The organism is Streptomyces sp. CNH189 (genome assembly GCF_000527195.1).
Genome location: NZ_AZUS01000011.1, coordinates 1 through 20971, shown reverse-complemented (window position 1 = coordinate 20971; position 20971 = coordinate 1). Strand labels below are relative to the sequence as shown.

11 protein-coding genes are annotated in these 20971 nt (G+C 73.3%); all 11 read right to left on the bottom strand.

Going from position 1 to position 20971, the window contains the following annotated elements:
* Window positions 1-2 precede the first annotated feature (2 nt).
* On the bottom strand, window positions 3-1250 hold the full coding sequence (locus tag B100_RS0116440) for an O-antigen ligase family protein (protein ID WP_024885532.1): 1248 nt from the start codon (window positions 1248-1250) through the stop codon (window positions 3-5).
* A gap of 1 nt (window position 1251) precedes the next feature.
* Window positions 1252-2844 carry a right-handed parallel beta-helix repeat-containing protein gene (locus B100_RS0116435; protein ID WP_024885531.1) on the bottom strand — a complete coding sequence of 531 codons (1593 nt, stop codon included), beginning with the start codon at window positions 2842-2844 and terminating at the stop codon, window positions 1252-1254.
* 10 nt (window positions 2845-2854) lie between these two features.
* Window positions 2855-4798, bottom strand: a complete 1944-nt coding sequence (locus B100_RS0116430; protein WP_024885530.1) for an alginate lyase family protein — start codon at window positions 4796-4798, stop codon at window positions 2855-2857.
* Window positions 4795-6987 (bottom strand): bi-domain-containing oxidoreductase, encoded by a 2193-nt coding sequence (locus B100_RS0116425; RefSeq protein ID WP_024885529.1) that lies wholly within the window; start codon window positions 6985-6987, stop codon window positions 4795-4797. The genes B100_RS0116430 and B100_RS0116425 overlap by 4 nt, the downstream gene beginning before the upstream one ends.
* A 16-nt stretch (window positions 6988-7003) precedes the next feature.
* Window positions 7004-8941 carry an asparagine synthase (glutamine-hydrolyzing) gene (gene asnB, locus B100_RS0116420; RefSeq protein ID WP_024885528.1) on the bottom strand — a complete coding sequence of 646 codons (1938 nt, stop codon included), beginning with the start codon at window positions 8939-8941 and terminating at the stop codon, window positions 7004-7006.
* 3 nt (window positions 8942-8944) lie between these two features.
* The gene (locus B100_RS0116415; RefSeq protein ID WP_024885527.1) at window positions 8945-10507 is read right to left on the bottom strand and encodes a Wzz/FepE/Etk N-terminal domain-containing protein; all 1563 of its coding nucleotides are present in this window, start codon (window positions 10505-10507) and stop codon (window positions 8945-8947) included.
* The gene (locus tag B100_RS0116410; protein ID WP_024885526.1) at window positions 10504-11871 is read right to left on the bottom strand and encodes a membrane-bound polysaccharide biosynthesis protein; all 1368 of its coding nucleotides are present in this window, start codon (window positions 11869-11871) and stop codon (window positions 10504-10506) included. The genes B100_RS0116415 and B100_RS0116410 overlap by 4 nt, the downstream gene beginning before the upstream one ends.
* Window positions 11861-13123: a glycosyltransferase family 4 protein gene (locus B100_RS0116405; RefSeq protein WP_037722924.1), complete on the bottom strand. Its 1263-nt coding sequence runs from the start codon at window positions 13121-13123 to the stop codon at window positions 11861-11863. The genes B100_RS0116410 and B100_RS0116405 overlap by 11 nt, the downstream gene beginning before the upstream one ends.
* A complete protein-coding gene (locus B100_RS0116400; protein ID WP_024885524.1) occupies window positions 13113-14432 on the bottom strand; it encodes a nucleotide sugar dehydrogenase in 1320 nt (439 codons plus the stop codon). The genes B100_RS0116405 and B100_RS0116400 overlap by 11 nt, the downstream gene beginning before the upstream one ends.
* A gap of 76 nt (window positions 14433-14508) precedes the next feature.
* Window positions 14509-15987: a sugar transferase gene (locus B100_RS0116395; protein ID WP_024885523.1), complete on the bottom strand. Its 1479-nt coding sequence runs from the start codon at window positions 15985-15987 to the stop codon at window positions 14509-14511.
* A gap of 981 nt (window positions 15988-16968) precedes the next feature.
* The coding region (locus tag B100_RS0116390) for an RHS repeat domain-containing protein (protein ID WP_024885522.1) at window positions 16969-20971 on the bottom strand (4003 nt) is incomplete at its 5' end.

Here is a 20971-nt window from a genome sequence, read left to right as displayed (position 1 = left end):
GCTCACGCCACCTCCGTTCCGGGGACCGGCCGTGGGGCGGCCCGTCGGGCGGGTTCCGGCGCCCGCGGTCCGGCCGGGGGCGCGGGCGGGGCGGCGACGGGCACCACCAGCAGCGAGGCCGCGACCGCCAAGTGCAGCAGGTACGGCGAGGAGTCGCCCAGACCCGCCTCGGTGTACGACGCGATCCCGCAGTAGCTGATCAGGAACAGGGCGCAGGCCCGCGCGAGCGACGGCGGGCGCAGCAGCGCGACCGTGCCCAGAACCAGCACGAACCCCGCCACCAGCCCCACGCCCAGCAGTCCCTGCTCGTGGTAGACCGCCAGCCAGCTGTTGTCGATGGGCAGCCCGTCGAACGACTTGTCACCGAGCCCCACGCCGAACAGCTGCTCCGCGCCCGTCCGGGGCGCGTCCAGCAGCGCCTCCCACACCTTGGCGCGGCCGGTGAGGCTGGAGAAGTTCTCCTCGGTCTGCCCGCGCAGGAACCACGCCTGCAGCAGGGACCCGAACGCCACCGCGGCGACGGCCGCGCACAGCACCGCCCAGCCGAACCAGCGGCGCGCGGCGGCACTGGTCAGCACCATCGAGCCGATCGCCACCACCAGCCCGGCCAGCAGTCCGATCGTGGCCGTGCGGGTGTGGGTGAGGGCGAGCAGCGCCAGCGACGGCACGATCACCAGCGCGGCGCTCCCGCGGTCCGTCCGGCCGCCCAGGAGCAGCAGCACGGCGAGCCCGACGATTACCGCCGCGTACTGCCCGATCTGCGGCGGGGTCAGCGGCCACAGCGCCCCCACCAGCCGGCCGCCGTAGAGGTCGGGCAGCGCGGCGCCGGGCGACACCAGCAGCCCGGCCGCCACCGAGCACAGGACCACGAAGTACATCCGGATGTGATGCCGTACGAACGTCGTGGAACCGTCCCACCAGCGGCTGAGCAGCCACAGCGTGGCGACGAACACCGCCAGCCGCCCGCAGCGGAACAGCGCCCCGAGGCCCGCGCTCAGGTCCACGCTGGAGATCAGGCTCGGCACCAGCAGCAGGCTGAGCAGCAGCAGGAACGCGCTGGACCGTATCCGCAGCCGGAGGTTGACGGCGAGCGCCAGCGTGAACGCGGCGACCAGCGCGCCCATGGTGACCATCTGGATGAGGGACCGGGGCAGCGGCACGATCGTCTCCGCCCCGGTGGAACCGAGGGTGTTGAGGACCAGCAGCCCCCACACCGTCCCCACCGTCCGCGGCGTCGGCCCGGCACGCATCTCAACCACCGTCCCCACCGCGCAGGGTGCTGCCCGTGTCCTGCCGGTACGGCGCGTCCTGCCAGGCGGCGAAGTCGAGAACCTGGCCGACGTCCTGCGCGACGAACGCCCACGGCCCGACATAGACGTTGTCGTGCCAGCGGTTGTGCTGCCGCAGGGTGACCGCCTCGGCCACCCGCTCGCCCTGGTACGGCGACCATTCCGGGTAGGTCCCGTAGTTGGCGAGCACCGCCATGCGGTCGCACAGCTCCACGCAGTCCAGCACCGACTTGTCCAGCAGGAACCGGTTGTGGTGGATGTCCACCCGCTGGGTCCGCCACCGGCAGTCGGAGTACAGCGGCGCGGAGGCGATCCCCGGCCGCGCGCACCGGTTCATGTCCTTCACCAGCAGCGTGCAGTCGCCCGAGGAGGTGTTGGCGGGGCTGTTGCAGAACCGGTCGGCGTTCTCCCACAGGGTGATCGCGTTCCAGTTGTCCTCGAAGAGGTTGCCGCTGATCTCGAACCGGTCGGTGCGCGCCTTCACGCGGGGCTCGCCGCCGGACTCCGACACGTAGACGGTGGCGAACGGGAAGGTGTCGCCGCGCTCGGCGGACCTGCGGCCCTCGACCCAGTTGTTGCGCCGGATGGTGTTGTCCCGGATCACCGCGTTGTAGCTGGTCTCATAGATCAGCGCGGCCCCGTCGTTGCCCTCCAGGACGTTGCCCTCGATCACGAAGTCGTTGTTGTTGGTGTCCGCCCACAGGCCGGTGCCGCGGTTGTCGTGCACCCAGTTGCCGCGCACGTCGGCGCCGTCGACGGCCCAGAACTTGACGCCTCCGGTGCAGCCGCAGCCGGGCCGCTTCCGCTCCCAGTCGTGCCGGTTGTTGTCGGTGATCTCGTTGCCCTCCAGCACCAGGTCACGCAACTGCCCCGACCCCTTGTACGCGTTCATGCCGTACTGGCCGTTGCCGCGCAGGCAGTTGGACCGCACCTGCTGACCGGAGCCGGCCATCAGCCCGGCGCCGGAGTTGAACTGGATCCGGGAGTGCTCGATCACCCAGCCGTCGGCCGAGTCGTGGTTGACCACGCCCTCGTCGTGCGGCGCGACGAACCCCTGCACGGTCAGGTGCGAGAGGGTGACGTCCCGCGCGGTGCCGCCGAAGGCGTACTGGTTGGTCCCGCGGCCGTCGAGCACCGCGCCCGGCGCGCCGACGTAGGTGTCGCCCTCCTTGGGCACGACCTGGGCGTAACGGTCGGTGTCGAGGCGGTGCCTGCCGGGCCGGAGCCAGAACGTGGTACCGGCCGGGCTCGCCTTGGTCTTCGCGGCCAGGTCGCCCGGGACGGCGGGGTCGACGGTCACCGCGCCGGACGGTGCCTTCGCCGGCCCGGCGGCCGGCTTGGCGCACACCCGCGCCACGGCCCGGGACGGCTCCGCGGAGTCCTCCGGCTTCGTCCTCGCGTCCGGCCGCGTGGTGCCGTCCGGCTGCGGCGCGGCGTCCGGCTCGCTGTCGCAGCCGGTGGTCGCCAGCAGGGCCAGCGCCAGTGCGGCCGCGGCCGTCCAGCGGCGCCGCCCTCCCCGGGCGCGGCGCGTGCTTCCTGCTCCACCCAGACCCATCACAGACCCCCTAGCCGCCGAACCCGAGGACGGTGGTGAACTCGGCCGTCCCGTCGGCGCGTCCGCTGCCGACCAGCGTGGTGCTCGGCTCCTTGCGGCCGAAGCCGGGGGAGTACCAGCCGAGGGGCGGGTCGCTCTCGCCGCGGTGCGCCCGCCACGCCAGGCTGGCCGGCAGGTCGAGCGTCGCCGAGCGCGGCTCGCCGTCCCGCTCCCAGGTGAGCAGCGCCCGGTGCCCCTCCAGCTCCGCCGTGACGGCCGGTCCGAGGTGGAACGCCAGCCGCACCTCCCGGCGGTCGCCGCTCACCGTGTCGACCACCCTCACCTCGCGGCTGCCGTGCACCACTTCCACCTGCCGCCGGTGTGTCAGCGGCAGGTACCCGTCGTGCTCGGCGCACCAGCGGGCCGCCCGCGTGCCGGAGGTGTCCACGGCCAGCACCTGGGTGCGGGCGTGCCGGGTCCACAGGAACGGCCCGCCGGAGAGCGACTGGTCCCGGCCGTCCGCCTCGAGCGTGTTGTGGCCGAGCGTCGAGCGGAAGTAGCTCCGCCACCGGGGCTCGCCGTGGTAGCAGTACGTGCCCGGGTCCGCCAGCACGTCCACCCCGTCGTGCCGTACCTCCACGGACAGCGCGTCCGCGTGGGCGTGCGCCGCGATGGACAGGAAGCCGTGCGGCCCGCCGTCGCAGCGGCACCAGATCTCCCCGGGCCCCCGCAGCACGGTCAGCCCCGCGTCCGCGAAGTGCGCGGGCCGGCTCACCGGACGCGCCACCGCCGTCCCGTACGGCCGCACCAGCGAGGCCAGCAGCGGGGTGCGGACGTCGGTGCCGGGCACCCGCGGCCACCAGTCGAGCCGGCCGAACACGGCCTCCCCGGTGGCCAGCAGCGACCCCCAGCGGTCGGTGCCGGCGCCGTCCACGACCAGCCCGTGCCCGTCGTCCGCGTCCCCCTGGCGGGGCGGACGCAGCCGGTTGTCGACGACGGCCGCGAGCGCGTCCGTCATCCGCAGCAGCACCAGCCGCACCGTCGCCGGGACCTCGGCGCCCGCCGCGTCGGCCTCGGCCAGCGCGGCCAGACCCAGCTCCAGGACCAGCCCGTGGTACTCGCTCGCCAGCTCGCGGTTGAGCCCGGACAGGAAGGTGTTGGCGCGCAGATGCCGGTCCAGGTCGCGCAGCGCGTCCGCCCGCCACCGGGGCGAGTACGGGAACCAGCCGAACGCGCAGGAGGCGGCGAGCTGCCCGGCGGCCTCGGCGACGGCGTGGTTGTTCGCCGACGACCCCCGGCTGGGGAAGGTGGCGAGCCAGCGCTGGTGGTGCCAGATCTGGTCCAGCGCCACCGGGTTCTCCTCGAACAGCGCGGGCGCGCCCGCCCAGCCGTCCAGCAGCCGGCGCACCCACACCCACGACACCAGCCGGATGCCCAGCTCGATGCCGCTGACCCAGTGCACGCCCCGCAGCGGCGGGTTGGCCTCCCACCAGGACCGCAGATGCGCGGCCACCCGCTCCGCGTACCGGTCGTTCCCGGTGAGCGCGTACGCGGCGGCCAGCACCGTCAGGTACTGGTGCCGGGACGGCTCCCAGATCTGCTTGATGTCACCGACCGCGCCCTCGTCGCGGTACGGCACGTCGAAGGCGTACCCGAGTGGGGCCCGGCGGCCGGTCCTCGGGTCGAACTGCCAGTCAGGGTCGGCCATGTCGTCGCGGGTCACCCCGAAGTACTCGGCCTGCCCGGCCATCAGCCGGTCCGCCTCGGCGACCAGACGCTTCACCGCGTCCGGCGCCACCGCGCCGAGCGCGCCCGCCGGCAGCACGGCCGTGAACCGGGCGCCGCTCACCGGCGGCCGCCCGGGCACCCCCGACCGCCACCGCCGGCGGCGCACCGCGTCGGCCGCCCGGCCGCCGGCCTCCCGCGGCCCCATCCGGGACAGCCGCCGCAGGTACCACCCCGCGCTCACGCTCATCGCGCCCCCGCCAGCGTGACCGGCACGCCGCTCGTCAGGGCGGTCGTGACGGCGAGCGTGGCCGTCGTGGTGGCGACCAGCGACTCCAGCGGCACCGGCATCGGCCCGCCGGTGCGGACGGCCTTCACGAACGCCGCCAGCTCCGCGGACTGGCCCTTGTCCCGCGCCTTGGGCAGCCGCGAGCCGACCCACTGCCGGCGGCGGCCGTCGTGGACCGCCGCCCGCACGAAGTCGTCCAGCCGCAGCACCTTGTTGTCCGCGATGAGGTCGAGCGTCTCCTTGGGGAAGGAGGACGGTCCGGACGTGACGTAACTGATCGTGGCCGTGGACCCGTCCGGGTAGCGCAACACGATCTGCAGGTCCTCGTTGCCGTCCGGGGCGACCGCGTACACCGACACCGGGTCGGCGCCCAGCAGCCAGCTCGCCGTGTCGACGAAGTGCCCGCCCTCCCCGGCGAACCGCGACCCCTCGGTGTCCTGGCGCAGATACCAGCTGCCGTGGTCCAGGCGGCCGGCGTTGACCAGGTAGCGCAGGCTCGCCGGGCCGGACCGGGCGCCGAACCGCTCCCGCGCCTCCCGCAGCAGCGGGGCGAACCGGCGGTTGAAGCCCACCTGGATCCGGTCGTTGCCGGACTCCTCCACCGCCGCCAGCACGGAGGCCAGCTCCTCCTCGGAGAGCGCCAGCGGCTTCTCCACGAACACCGCCTTGCCGGCCAGCAGCGCCCGCCGGGTCAGCTCGGCGTGCGAGCTGTGCCGGGTCACCACGCACACCGCGTCCACGGCCGGGTCGCCGAGCACCGCGTCCAGGTCGGTGGTGGCCTCCGAGAAGCCGAACTTCCGCTGCGCGTTGGCCGCGGACAGCGCCGTCGTGGTGACCACCGTGGCCAGCTCCACACCGCCCCGGCGGGCCAGGTGCGGCAGCAGCATCGACGACGCGTAGTTGCCCGCGCCGACGAAGGCCAGCCGCACCGTGCCCGTACGCCGGACGGGCCCCGACCGCTCGGGCCGCCGCCGCACCTCCGGCACGGTCACCTCGGGAGCCTCCTCCGCTGGCGTCTCCCCGGCCGGGGCGGCGTACCGGAACAGCACGGCGACGGCCTTCAGATCGCCCTCCTCCAGGCGCCGGTACGTCTCCACCGCGTCCTCGAAGCCGGAGACGTGCGACACCAGCGGCTCCACGTCCACCCGGCCCCGGGCGATCAGGTCCAGGAAGCACGCCAGGTTGCGGCGCTCGGTCCAGCGGACGTAGCCGATCGGGTAGTCCCGGCCCTGGAGCTCGTACTCCGGGTCGTAGCGGCCGGGGCCGTAGCTGCGGGAGAAGCGGACGTCGAGTTCCTTCTCGTAGTACGCGTTCCACGGCAGGTCGAGCCGGCACTTGCCGATGTCGACCACCCGGCCGCGGTCCCGGCACAGCCGCGCGGCCAGCTCGACGGGCTGGTTGCTGCTCCCGCCGGCCGCCAGGTACACCTGGTCCACGCCCATGCCGCCGGTGAGTTCGGCGACCGCGCTCTCCACGCTCGCGGACCCGGGGTCCCCGCAGGCCGCCGCGCCCAGCCGCTCGGCCAGCTCGCAGCGCGCCGGATCGGGGTCCACGCCGACCACCCGCACCCCGGAGGCGTTCAGCAACTGCGTCACCAGCTGCCCGATCAGCCCCAGACCGATGACGAGCGCCACCTCGCCGAGCCGGGACTCGCCCTGCCGCACGCCCTGCAGCGCGATCGACCCGACCGTGCCGAACGCCGCGTGCCGGGGCGCGACCCCGTCGGGGACCGGCGCGTAGAGGTTCTTCGGCACCCAGTTCAGCTCGGCGTGCAGCGCGTGCTCGTTCCCGGCGCACGCCACCAGGTCGCCCGCCTTCACGTCGTCGATGCCGGCGCCGACCTGCTCCACCACCCCGCACAGCGAATAGCCCAGCGGCGTGTACGAGTCGAGCTTGCCCATCACCTTGCGGTAGGTGGCGGGCACCCCGTTCGCGGCGACGCTCTGCACGACCTTCGCCACCTGGTCCGGCCGCGAACGGGCCTTGCCCAGCATCGACATGCCGGCCTCGGACACCTTCATCAGCTCGGTGCCGGTGGAGATCAGCGAGAAGGCGGTGCGCACCAGCACCCCGCCCGGCTTGCAGCCCGGTTCCGGCACGTCGAGCAGCGCCAGCTCACCGCTCTTGTAGTTCTGCACTACCTGTTTCACGGAGTTCCTCTTGTCTCTACGCCGTCGAGGTGGGGGAGTCCTGGCCGGCCCTGGAGGTCGCGTCGCGGTACCAGTACTCGAGGGTCAGCACGTGCCACAGATGCTTGGAGAAGTCCCGCTGCCCGGCCGCGTCCTCGGCGACCATGCGCGCCAGCGCGTCCCGGCGCAGGAACCCGGAGCGGACCAGCAGGCCGTCGTTCACCACCTCGCGCACCAGCGGCGCGAGGTCCCGGCTCATCCAGGCCCGCAGCGGGGCGCTGAACAGGCCCTTGGGCCGGTACACGATCTCCCGCGGCAGCACCGTCGTGGCCGCCTCCTTCAGCACCGCCTTGCCCTGCCGCCCCGCGATCTTGCGGGCCCCCGGAACCGCGAACGCCGCCCTGACCACCTCGACGTCCACGTACGGCACCCGCACCTCGGTCGACGCGGCCATGCTCGACCGGTCGGTGTAGGCGAGGTTGAGGCCCGGCAGGAACATCCGGGCGTCGGCCAGGCACATCCGGTTGACGAAGTCGTCCAGCTCGTTGTCCCGGTACACGTCCGCGTGCTCGGCCAGCACGTCGTCCACCGCCGGGGCCAAATCCGGGTCGAGCAGGCCGGCCAGCTCCTGGCGGTCGTACAGGGTGTAGCTGCGCCGGAACGCCGTCTCCTCCGGCAGGCCCGCGAAGGACAGGAACCGCTTCGCGAACCGCACCGACCGCAGTCCGCGACGGCTGGTGGCGACCGGCAGCCGGTCCACGGAAGCGGCCACCCCCCGCCGCACCGGCCCCGGAACGCGCCGGTAGCGCACGGCGATCAGGTTGGCGAGGTGCTTGCGGTACCCGGCGAACAGCTCGTCGGCGCCCATCCCCGACAGCATCACCTTCACCCCGGCCTCCCGGGCGGCCGAGCAGATCAGAAAGGTGTTGATCGCCGCCGGGTCACCGACCGGCTCGTCCAGGTGGTACGTCATCCGCGGCAGCAGGTCGAGCACGTCCGGGGCGATCTCGATCTCCCGCAGGTCCACACCGAACCGTTCGGCCACCCGGCGGGCGTAGCGCAGGTCGTCCGGCATCGCCTCGAACCGCGCGTCCTCCGCCCGGAACCCGATCGTGTACGCGGGGATGCCCGGCCGGTCTCGGGCCGCCAGCGCGGTCAGGTAGCTGGAGTCCAGCCCCCCGGACAGGAACGTCGCCACCGGCACGTCGGACAGCAGATGACGTCGCGTCGACTCCTCCACCACGGCCGCCAGGTCCGGCAGATCACCGGACCGCGCCCGCTCCTGCCCCTCGGCGGCGACCGCGCGCAGGTCCCAGAACCGGCCGCGCTGCACCGAGCCGTCCGCCCGGCACCGCAGCCAGGTCCCCGGCGGCAGCTTCTCCGCCCCGCGGAACGCGCACCGCGAGTCCGGCACCCAGTAGTACAGCAGCGAGGCGACCAGAGCCGCCGGGTCCACCTCGAGCGACCCACCGGTCACCGCCGCCAGCGCCTTCAACTCCGAGGCGAACACCAGCCCTTCACCCCGCCGCAGCAGGAACAGCGGCTTGATGCCGAGCTGGTCGCGCACCAGCACCAGGTCCCCGGTGCGCTCGTCGAACACCGCGAACGCGAACATCCCGCGCAGCCGGGACAGACAGTCCGTGCCCCAGCGCCGCCACGCCTCCAGCAGCACCTCGGTGTCCGAGGTGCCCCGGAACCGCACCCCGGCGCCCTCCAGCTCGGCGCGCAGCTCGGGCGCGTTGTACAGCTCGCCGTTGTACGTCAGGGCCAGACCGCCCGACACCATCGGCTGGGCGCCGTTCTCCGACAGGTCGAGGATGGCCAGCCTGCGGTGTCCGAGGTGCACCTCGCCGTCGCCGAGGGCGTGACTGTAGCCGCCCGACCCGTCCGGGCCGCGGTGGGCGAGGGTCTCGGTGAGCCGGTCGGTGACGGCCTTGCCGTCCGGCCACCGGTACGTGCCTGCTATGCCGCACATGTGCTACCGCGCCTCCTGGTCGCTGTCCGGGACCCGCGCCGCCCACATCGGCAGCCGCTCGGTCCGCCGCGCACCGTCCCCCACCGCCTGCACGGTGGAGGAGGTGCCGCCGTTCTGCCGGGCCGGGCGCTCCCCCCGGACGCGCTGCACGGGGAACGGCCCGTCCCACAGCGTCCCGTCGGTCCGGTCCCGCGGATCGGGGTCGACCAGCACCACACCGGCCACCTCCACGCGCCGGTCCGCGAGCTGCCGGGCCACCGTGTGCAGCCAGGCGGTGGTGCCGTGCCCGGCCCGTACGACGAGCACCGTCCGGGTGCCGAGGGAGGCGAGGTCCGCCCAGGTCGCGCCGGGCGCCACCGAACCGACACCGATCCGGCGCCGCTCGGGCGACACGGCCGCGGCGCGCTCCACACCGACCACCTCCGGGTCGCCCTGCTTCGGCCGGCGCCGCGCGGATGGACCGTGCCGGGGCAGGGCGTCGACGACGACCACCGGCTCGTCCACCGCCAGCGTCCGGGCGAGGTCCAGGGCGATCGCGCCGGCGCCGCGCGCACAGCCCAGCTCCAGCAGGGACACCGGCTCGGTGGAACCGCGCACCGTACGGGCCAGGGACGAGGTGAGCCGGGTCCGTGCCGCGCGCCTGCGGCGCCTGCGCCACAGCCCGCCCGGCCGCAGTGCCGAGCGGGACACCTCCGCGGTGACCGAGGCGCCCAGGTGCGCCGCGATCTCCCGCCGCAGCACCGGGCGGTCGCCCACCACCGAGGCGACCGCGGCGACCACGAGCCCCAGCACCAGGCCGAGGACCAGCCCGATCCCGCCGTCGGTCGCCAGGGCCTTGGGCGTCGAGTGCCGCACCGCGTGCGGGGCGTCGACGATCTGCGTACCGGCGATCAGCCGGGGGGTGCCGACCCGGGCCTCCGCGGCGCGCTGCGTGAAGTCGCTGATGCGGGAGCTGAGTTCGGCGCGGCGGGCGAACAGCGACTCCAGGTTCGCCGACTGCTCCGGGCTGCCCTCCGGCGGCCCGTCGCCGATCGCCTCGTTCACCTGGTCGAGCTCTTTCTGCATGCGGTCGCGCTGGACGAGCAGGGTCGAGGCGTCGGCGGCCGCGGCCTGCTTGATCCGCCGCACATGGTCCGCGACGAACGCCTCGGCCACCGCCTCGGCACGGGCCACCGCCTCCGCGCCGGTGTCGCCCGTCGCCTTGATCTCCATCAGGTTGTTGGTCAGACCGGCGCCCGCGTAGTCCTCCATGAAGTCCTCCGCGCTCCCGGAGGACCCGAGCGACTCCAGCGCGGCGTCGGCGATCCGCGTGGTGTGCAGCAGCGCCACGTCCGTGAGGATGAGCGTGCCGGGGTCGTTCGGCTGGTCGTCCTGGTGGGCCACCAGCACCTTGGTCACCGCGGTCGGCGGCGGCGGGAGCAGCACCGCCACCGCCGCGCCGAGGAGCAGCCCCAGCAGCGCCAGGGAGCCCCACAGGCGACGGCGTCTGCGCACCGACACCACCAGCGCCTGCAGATCCAGCAGGGGAGCGGCAGCCGTCGGCTCCGCCGGCGTACTCGTCGTCATCGCGTACCTCCCCGCGCGCCGTCGCCGACCGCGAGGGCCGGCGCGGCGGCCTCCCGCAGCGGGCCGGCGGACCGCGCCGGACGGGTCCGGACCGCGTCGGCCAGGACGATGCCGACGACGTCGTGGCCCGCGTCCGCGCACGCCTCCGCGAGGCCGGCCAGCTCGGCGGCGGTGCGGGTGCCCGCGCTCAGCACGACCAGGGCGCCCGACTCGTCGTCGCGGTCCGCCACCAGCGGCGCCTCCGCGGAGACCTCCGCCGTCCGCAGCAGCGGATCACCCCCGGACTCCTCCACCAGCCGCGCCGCCGCCCGGAGGGCGACCGGGTCGTCGTCGGGCACGACGAGCACCAGGCGCCGTGCGCCCGGCAGCAGCTCGCGGACGCGGGCGCACACCCGCCGGTACCGGATCCCCAGGTCCGCCTCGTCGCCGGCCCGCCGCGGAGCCGGCGTGTTCCACGGCCGGTCGACGCCCAGCAGCCGGCGGAGCCGGTGGCGCGCGCCACCGTCCCCCGGCCGGCGCGCGCCCCGTTCGGCGGGGACGTCGACGCCGCCCAGCAGCCCGGACCGCAGCGCCGCGGCGATCTCCGGCTCGCCGCGCAGCCGGCGGCTCACCCGGGCCGCGGTGAGATGCCCGACGACCGTGAGCAGCAGGAAAAGCACCGCCCCCGCGGCCACCAGCTGCACCCGGGTCGGCGGGGCCTCGCCGGTGGGTTCGGCCGCCGGACCCATCACGACCAGGCGGGAGCCCGCCGAGGACGGGTCGGTCTGGCTGAGCTTGCCGAGGGCCTCCTGCAGCGTGGTGCGCAGCTTCGCCAGCTCGGTGCGGGTCTGCACGCTCTCCACCGTCCGGCCGGGGTCCGCGGAGTCGGCCATCTCGGTGATGCGGCGGCTGGTGGTGAGCACCGTCTGCCGCAGTTCGTCGGGGCCGGCCGTCGCGGTCGGATCGGCCGTCCCGTCCACCACCCGCGCGGAGAACTCCACGAACTGCCGGGCCAGTTCGTCGGCGAGCCGCTGGGCCCGCTCGGGGCTCTCGGCGGTGCCCGAAATGATGATGATGTTGCCGTCGGTGGCCTCGGCGCGCACCCGCTCGCGCAGCTCCTCGCCGTCCACCCCGCCCCAGCGCAGCGCGGCGGCCGTCCGGTCGGTGACCACCGTGCTGGTGGCGATCTCCGCCTGGGTCAGCAGCACGCGCTCCTCCCAGGCCCCCGGCAGCAGCACCGACGCCGACGTCGTGTACCGCGGCGGGAACAGCAGGGAGGCGCCGAAGCCGGCCAGCGCCCCCAGCGCGAGGAGGAACGCCAGCAGCCTCCCGCGCCGGCGGAACATCCGCCCGACGGTCACCAGGCGTATCGCGTCATCGCTCAAGGGACGTGCCTCTTTCCCGCCCGTTCCGGGCCGCCACCGCGTTCGCGCCGCCCCGGACGGCGGCCTCGTACGCGGCGAGCAGCGCCGCCTGCGAATGACGCCAGGCGAGCGGTCCGTTGATCCGTTCCTGCCCGAACTTGCCCATGCGGGCGCGCTGTTCGGGGTCGTCCAGCAACTGGGCGATCAGCCCGGCGAACGCGGTCTCGTCGTCTCCCGCCGCGTAGACGGCGGCCTCACCGGCGGAGACCCGCGCCTCCTTCAGGTCGAAGGAGACGATCGGCCGGCCCATCACCATGTACTCGAGGACCTTGTTCATGGTCGACACGTCGTTGAGCGGGTTGCACGGGTCGGGGGAGAGGCACACGTCCGCGGAGGACAGGTGGCGCACCAGGTCGGCGTCCGGCACGCGCCCCGTGAACTCCACCTGCTCCGCCAGTCCCAGCTCCCTCGACAGCCCGACCATCGCGTCGAAGGTGTCTCCGGCCCCGACGAACACCGCGTGCCAGTCGGTCCGCCCCAGCTCGTCACGGAGCTTCGCCAGCGCCCGCAGCGCGTAGTCGACGCCGTCCTGCGGGCCCATCACGCCCAGGTAGCACAGCAGATGAGGCTTGCCGCGCTTCAGCTCCGGCTCCGGGTCCACCGGGCGGAACCGCTCGGTGTCCGGAGCGCTGCGCACCACGAACACGTCCTCGGGGCGCCGCCCGCCCCGGCGCACGGCGACGTCCTTGTAGCTCTCGTTGGTGGCGAGCACCACGTCCGCCGCCCGGTACGTCATCCGCTCCAGCGCGCACACGCCCCGGTACAGCAGGTCCTTGCCCCGGCCGAACCGGGAGAGGTACAGCTCGGGCACCAGGTCGTGCTGGTCGAAGACGAACCTCGCGCCGCGCCGCTTCAGCATCAGGGCGGGCAGGAACAGCAGGTCCGGCGGGTTGCAGGCGTGCACCACGTCGACCGGGCCGACCTTGCGGGCCAGCCGGGCGGTGTGCCACAGCGCCGTGCCGTACTCCTTGAGGTAGCCGGCCGGGCCTCCGGTGGCCGCGCGCAGCGGGTAGCGGTGGATCCGCACCCCGTCGATCACGGTCTCCGGCTCGGTGTCCCGCTTGGTGCCCCGCGGGCAGATGACGTCGACCTCCCAGCCCGCGTCCCGCAGCGTCCGGCACTCCTGCCACACCCGCCGGTCGAACGGCACCGACAGGTTCTCCACCAGGATCAGCGCGCGGCGGCCCCGCCCGCCCTTCGTCTCACCAGGCAAGGCCCACGTACCCGGGTTCGGCCCGGCGCGCCTCGGCGTCGGGGAGGCGGACGAGGTCGACGATCACGGGCCCGTCGCCGCCGTGCGGCAGCGACGACAGCACGGCGGGGTCCTTGGTCCCGACCAGGACGACCTCGGCGTGCTCCAGCACCTCGTCGACGGAGTCGGCGAGCAGCTGGGCGAGGTGTGGCAGCCGGGTCTCGATGTACTCGCGGTTGGCGCCGAGCAGCCGGGACAGGCTCACGTTGGCGTCGTGGATGCGCAGGTCGTACCCCTTGCCGAAGAGCCGCTCCGCCAGTTCGACGAGGGGGCTCTCGCGCAGGTCGTCGGTCCCGGGCTTGAACGACAGCCCGAACAGTCCCACCTTGCGTCTCCCGGTGCGTTCGACCAGCTCGACCGCGCGCTGCAGATGCTCCTCGTTGGAGGGCAGCACATGGGCGAGGATCGGCACGGACACGTCGGCCCGCCGCGCCGCGTGGACCAGGCTGCGCAGGTCCTTCGGCAGGCAGGAGCCGCCGAAGGCGAAGCCGGGACGTAGGTAGGCGGGGCTGATGTTCAGCTTGCGGTCGGCGAGGAACACGTCCATCACCTGGTGCGAGTCGACCCCGAGCGCCCGGCACACCGCGCCCAGTTCGTTGGCGAACCCGATCTTCAGCCCGTGGAAGGCGTTGTCCGCGTACTTGATCGCCTCGGCCGTCGGCACCGGCACCCGGAACACCTCGCCGGGCAGGTCCGCGTAGAGCGCCGCGACGACGTCACCGCTCGCCGGGTCGAGTTCACCGATGACGGTCTTCGGCGGATCGAAGAAGTCCCGCACGCTGGTGCCCTCGCGCAGGAACTCCGGATTGACCGCGACACCGATGTCCACGCCCGCGGTGCCGCCGACGTGCTTCTCCAGGACCGGCACCAGCAGACCGAGACAGGTGCCCGGCAGCATCGTGCTGCGGAACACCACGGTGTGCCGCCCGCCCCGCTCGGCCAGCGCCGCGCCGATCTGCTCGGTCACCCGCTCCAAGTAGGTCGTGCACAGGCTGCCGTTGGGCTCCGACGGGGTGCCCACGCAGATGAGCGACACCTCGCTGCCCGCGATCGCCTCGCGCACGTCGGTGGTGGCCCGCAGTGCCCCGCCGCCCACCACCTCGGCGATCAGCTCGCCGATCCGTTCCTCGACGACGGGCGCCTTGCCGTCGTTGACCAGGTCCACCTTCACCGGGTTGACGTCCACCCCGATGACCTCGTGACCCATGCTCGCCAGGCACGCGGCCGACACGCAGCCCACGTAACCAAGCCCGAACACGCTGACTCTCATGACCCGTTCCTCCCCCCGGGCAGGCCCCCTCGGCCTGCGGTCCGCACCACCCCGGCCGCCCCACGGCCGGCGCGCATCAGTAGGCCCCCTGCCCCTGCACCACCGCGCGCAGCGTCTTCCACAAGATCACGGTGTCCAGGGCGAGGGACCAGTCCTCCACGTACCGCAGGTCCAGCCGGACCGCCTCCTCCCACGAAAGGTCGCTGCGTCCGCTGATCTGCCACAGGCCGGTGAGGCCGGGCTTGACCTTCAGCCGGCGCCGGATGTCCGGGCCGTAGGCGGCGCACTCCTCGGGCAGCGGCGGCCGCGGGCCCACCAGCGACATCGACCCGGTGAGCACGTTGAACAGCTGCGGCAGTTCGTCCAGCGAGTAGCGGCGCAGCACCGCCCCCACCCGGGTCACCCGCGGGTCCCGGCGCATCTTGAACAGCGGCCCGGCGCCCTCGTTGCGGTCGGTGAGCGCGGCGCGTACGCGGTCCGCGTCGGGGATCATCGTGCGGAACTTGAGGATGGTGAACTCGCGGCCGTCCTTGCCGACCCTGCGCTGCCGGTAGAACACTCCGCCCCGGCCGTCCGTCGCCACGAGCAGCGCGACCAGCAGCATCAGCGGCGCCAGCACCACCAGCAGGATCAGCGCGCCCAGCCGGTCGACGACCCCCTTGACCGCCCTGCGGCCCCCGGTGAACGCCGGCATGCTGACCCGCAGGAGCGGTATGCCGAGGACCGCGTCGACGTGCAGCCGCGGACCGGCCACCTCCATCAGCACCGGGGCGACCACCATCTCGGCGTCGCTGCCCTCGAGGTTCCAGGACAGCCGCTGCAGCCGGTCCGGTGACCAGTGCGGGTCCGGGGTGACGGCGACGACGCGGTAGCCGTCGTTGCGGACGTGTTCGGCGACGTCCGCCAGCCGTCCGACCACCGGCACGCCCTCCAGCCGGTCGCCGCCCAGCCCGGGGCCGTCGGTGGTGCAGACCGCGTCCACCCGCCAGCCCAGGTGCGGGAACCTGCGGGTGCGGGCGATCAGGTCGCGCACCGTGGCGGGGCTTCCGGCGGCGAGCACCGGCCGCAGGCACCGCCCCTCCTTGCGCTGCCGGTGCAGCCGCAGCCGCAGCAGGTACCGCATCGTCATGGTGACGAGCGCGATGGCGGGCACCGCGACGAAGATCCAGAGTTTGATGTTGCGCGAGGTCAGGGCGATCCCGCCGAGCGCCAGCACCACGGTCGCCATGAACAGCGAGCGCCCGAGCCGGCGGAACTCCTCGGCGCCCTGGCCCAGCACGGTCGGAGCCCACGAGCGGCTCACCGCGAGCGCCGCCAGCACCAGTAACCAGGTGCCGAAGGCGAGAATGCCCCACTTCTCGTGCCAGTTGGCGGCGTCCCGGACGCCGAAAAAGTTCCCGATGCCCGCCACCACGACGGCGGTGGCCATGGTGTCGCCGGTGATCACGGTACGGCGGTACCGGTGCTCCCAGTCGGCCGTGCCTCTGCCGATCTCCCCGTCCGCCAGCTGCCCCCGCTCCGACGGGAACGGGCTGACCACTCCCCCTTGCCGCACAGAACCCCCCAGGTCCCCGGTGATGCGACGTGTGCGCCTGACACTGTTTCTCCCGCCGGGGGCCCCACCCCCCGAACCGCGCTGTTCCTCACCCCGGGAGGCCCCCGCCTCCCGTGCATGGCATGCCGAGTACGTCAGAACAACGTGAACAACCTGTCGCGGCGGCAACGGCACACGGCCGCGCCGGTGCAACGAGCCGAGCGGACCTTCCGGTCCCCCGGGTGCGTGCCGCACCCGAGCCCCCCCGGGGCTCAGCGGTGTGATCACCCCCACGCCTGGCGCCGCGGAATCTCCCTTCCCACGGGGCCGGACTCAAAGATCATTTAATCGGTCGCCTCGTGCTTGAACATCCGAAGCAGGGTCAATCTAGACCATCGGGGCCGGTATGAAGAGAGGGTGTGTGGAAATTGTGGTCAAGTGGCGTGGCCGATTCGGACGGCCGGAGCCTGCCCGCCGGCCGCGTTCGGTAATCCCCAACTCCCGTAAGGCGCGCGATGGATGAGACTCGCGGTGCCCGCGGGCCCAGGCCGGCCGGCCGCGCCGGGGGAGCGGCCGTGACGACGGCGCAGGAGGTTCCCGTGCACGTGGCGGCCTCGCGGGGTGGGCGACCTGGGCGGGACACAAGCGCCCGGTGAACCGTCCCCGGCCGCTCCGCCGTCCCGGCACGAAGGCGCCCGAACGGGCGCTGGCGCCGGCCCGTTCGGGCGCGCGGGGAGGACTCGTACGGCCGACACGGATGTCCGAGATCACATGGGTGATCCACCCCGTCCGGGGCCGTGGAACGGCCGGTTCAGCCGGCGGGCGCGGTGGCAGCCGGGCGGGCGTGCGGCCTGACGGGGCGTCCGCCGCCGCGATGCGCGAGGCGCGTGCCGCGCACCACCACGGCCGGCGGGCGGCACGCCGGGGCGGACGTCGTCCCCGGAGGCAGGGACCTCGGCGGCTCCGCCAAGGCCCACGGTCTGCCGTCCCGCCGCTGCTCTCTCAGACGGGGTACGCGGTATGGATGTGGCCGTCACGGATCACGACTTCCACGACGCTGGTCTCCCGGCCGCTGCCGTTCACGCCCACGGGTCCGCCGTGGTCGAAGCGGTGCAGGTGGCTGTCCTGGCCGGCTCTGGCACGAGGGTTGGGGATGGCCGGGGTCCCGTCGACACCCTCCCGGAGCCGTCGGCCCAGGACAAAGTCGTCGCCGTCCCAGAAGAAGTCCTCGTAGAACTCACCGGGCAGTGAGGGCTCCGGCCCGGTGGGGTCGGCGTTCTCGCGCACCCGGTCCTGTGCACCCGGTCCGTGCTGACCCTCTATGTGGGCCTCACGTTGTTCCGTGATGCCGTGCCTACTGCTCTCGCAGTTGACCAGTCCCCACGGGTCGGTCCAGCGCAGCGGGTCGGGGACGTACCCGTGATGGTTGGGCGCCGGGGCCAGGCCCAGCGGATCCGGGCTGATGTAACGGGCGTTCGCGGGGTCGTAGTAGCGGCGGAAGTTGTAATGAAGGCCGGTCTCACGGTCGTGGTACTGACCCGGGAAACGGAGCGGGCAGTCGGCGGGGTCCGCGTGTCCGCCCAGGGGCGTGCCCCACAGAGTGGTGCGTGCCCGCCAGGCGATCCGGCCCTTGTCGTCGACCAACTCGGTGGGGGTGCCGACCAGGTCGGTGACGATGGCGTAGAAGCGGTGGTCGACCTCGTCCTGGTCGAACTGCAGCAGTGCACGGTCGGTGCCGGGAGCCCATTCCCAGCTTCTGGTGGGGCCGTCTCCGGAACTGCTCTGCTCCACCAGGTGGGAACCGTCCCAGGTGAACGCGGTTTCCTCGGTCGTGCCGCCGTCGTCGGACAGCAGGCGCTTCGCCACACGCCGGCTGAGACCGTCGTAGCCGTATGCCCAGCGGCGTCCGTCTGGCGTCGTGACCTGGGTGAGCCGGTCCTCGGCGTCCCAGGTGTACGTCCATTCCCGTGACCCCCCGGACAGCAGCTTGCGCGTCTGCCGGACGAGGCGCCCCTGTGTGTCGTGTTCGTACGTGACGTGGCCGGCCCTGCGGATGAGCGTCCCGTCGTGGATCCGCTCGCCCTGCGGGCCCTCCGGTGTGTCGGCCCGGCTGACATTGCCCGCCGCGTCGTAGGCGTAGCGCTCGGACCATCCGCCGGCGGAGACCGCCTCCACCCGGCCGAGACGGTCACGGGTGAACCGGCGGACGCCATGGGTCTGGTCGTCGACGGCGGCAAGACCGCCGTCCTGTCCGTACGTGTACGAGCGGCGCAGCAGCGCCCCGTCCGGGGCGCCCGAATCGGAGGCCGTTCGCGGCAGGACCGTCTGGCCGGTCAGACGGTGGCCGGCGTCCCACTCCTGGGACAGCACCGCCGCCTCACCGAGGCGCCGTTCGATCTCATGGCCCGACGCCCCGTAAGCGAAGGACAACGTGTTGTCGGCGAGCCGTACCCGGGTGGGGCGGTTGTTCGCGTCCCATTCCCATCGGCTGACGACGCCCGACGGAGTGCGGCGTTCCACTCGCCTGCCGAGGACGTCGTACACCGTGTGCAGCGCGCGGCCGTCGCACTCCTCGGTGACGACGCGGCCCGCCGCGTCGCGGGTGAGGGTGAGAGCGGTGTCGGGGGTGACCGCCGCGACCAGCTGCCCGGCGGCGTCGTAGGCGAAGGTCGTGACGTCCTGGCCGGAGCGCCGCTCCACGACCCGTCCGCACGCATCGCGCACGTATGCGGTGGTCTCGCCCGCGCCGTTGGTGCGCCGAGTCAGCCGGCCTGCCGCGTCGTAGGCGTAGGAGACGGTACGGCCGTTGAAGTCGGTCTCGCGGACGAGGCGGCCGGCCACGTCGTACGTGTAGGTCCACACCGCGCCCGACGCGCTCGTGACGGACGTGAGCCGCAGTTCGGTGTCGTACGCGAACCACGTCGTCGAGCCGTCCGCCTCCGTGCGGGACCGCAGCCGGTCGAAGTGGGTGATGGTGTGGGTGGTGCTCCGGCCGTCGGTGCCGGTGTAGCGGACGACGTTGCCCTCACCGTCGTACCTCCAGCTCTCCTTGCTGCCGTCGGCCATGACCCGCTCGGCGGGGTGCCCCTCCACCGTCCAGGTGGTGCGGGTCGTCCCGCCGGTGGCGTCGACGGTTTCGACGATGCGTCCGAAGGCGTCACGGGTCACCCGGCTCGTGCCGCCCAGGGGCGCGGTGACCGACTCGGGCAGGCCCAGGGCGTCGGGCTGGACCCGGTGGGTGGCTCCGAGGGCGTTCGTCACGGCGACCAGCGCACCGGACGCGTCATGGGAATAACGGGTGACGGCGCCGTCGGCGTCGACCGTCGCGGTGGGGTTGCCGTGTTCGTCGTACGCGTAGCCGCGCCTTCCCCCGGTCGGCAGGGTGATCCACAGCGGGCGGTCGGAGTGGTCGTACTCGCAGGTCGTCGTGGTGCCGTCGGGCCGGACCACACAGGTGAGGTTGCCGCGCTCGTCGTAGGTGAAGCGTGACGTGTGGCCCAGCGGATCCGTCCGGGCGAGCAGTCGGTCGTACGCGTCCCACTCGGCGTGCGTGGTGTTGCCGAGGGGATCGGTCTGGGCGACCACCTGCCCGCGCTCGTTGTACCGGTACGTCGTGACGTGGCCCAGGGAATCGGTGTACCGCGTCTCGTGGACCTCCGGGTCGTAGGCGATCGAGCAGGAGAGGAATCCCTCGGCGCCTTCGCCCCCCGTACACCGGTCCTGGTCGTCGTAGGTGAAGCGGTACCAGGAGCCGTTGCGGTCGGTCCAGGACGTGATGCGTCCCTGGGCGTCGTAGGTGTACCTGAGCGCGAGACCGCTGGAGTTGTATCTCTCGGTGAGGTGTCCCTCGGCGCTGTACGCGTAGCGCACCAGCGCCGTTCCTTCGGGGCCGTCGGCCTCGTTGCGCAGCCGCAGCCCGACGATCCGGTCGTCCTCGGTGTCGACGTGCAGATGCCGGCCCCCGGAATCGCGGACAGCGACCGGGGTGCCGGTTTCGTCCCGGTCGACGTCGATGCGCCGTCCACCGCGGTCGGTCAGCGCGGCCAGCGGGAGGGTGAACGCCTCGTGCGCGGCGACGGGTGTGGCGAGCGGCGCGAAGTGACGGGTACGTCCGGAGGCCGGATCGGTGATGCGTATGGGCGCGCCGGGAGCGCCGTCCCAGTCCAGAGGCCAGCGCGGTCCCTCCAACGGCATGACCGACGTACCGGGTGTGGGCACGGGATAGACGAGCATCATGCCGTCCTCGGAGGCGAAGACGGCGCCCTCCTCGTCCAGTTCGAGGCGCTCGTCGAGCGTCGAGGCCCAGGAAGGGCCGAAGCAGCCGCCCCAGCGATACGTCGACAGATGGGTACGCCGCAGCACCAGTGGGAGGAGTCCGGGAAGACTGACGTCGATCTCTTCCACGATCATCGCGCCGGAGACCATGTCGATGGGATCACCGTTCTTGCAGCGCCCCTTGGCGGGCTTGCTGTTGCCGACGACGTCGTCCGCTCCCTTGCGGAGCCCTCTGCCGAGCCCTTTCACCATGGCCTTGAGGCCGCCTTTGCCCAGCGCCTTCGCGCCTGCGGCGAGCTTGCCCAGGGTGGTGAGGCCCTTGCCGCCCGGTATGCAGTCCAGCGCGGCGAGACCTACGTCCCATAGGGACGCCTGGCCTTTGGAGTATTTGTAGAGCGTGTCGGCGAGGACGACGAGCGCGGCGACGACGACGATCGCGGCCAGGATGGGGCCGCCGATGATCATGGCGACAATGCCGACAACCGCCACCACGATCTTGCAGGCGGCGACGATGTTGTCCCAGTTGTCGGTGAACCAGTCGCTGATCTCCTCCCACCACGACCGGTTCTGGACCCCCGCGTCCGACGCCTCGTCGATCTTCGACTTCGCGTCCCGCGCCGCCTCCTCACGCATCTTCCGCGCGTCCGCGGCCATCTTCTTCGCCGCGTCCAGCGCGCCCTGTGCGGACGTGACGTCCGACTGCGCCTTCGTGTGCGCGCTCTTGGCGCTC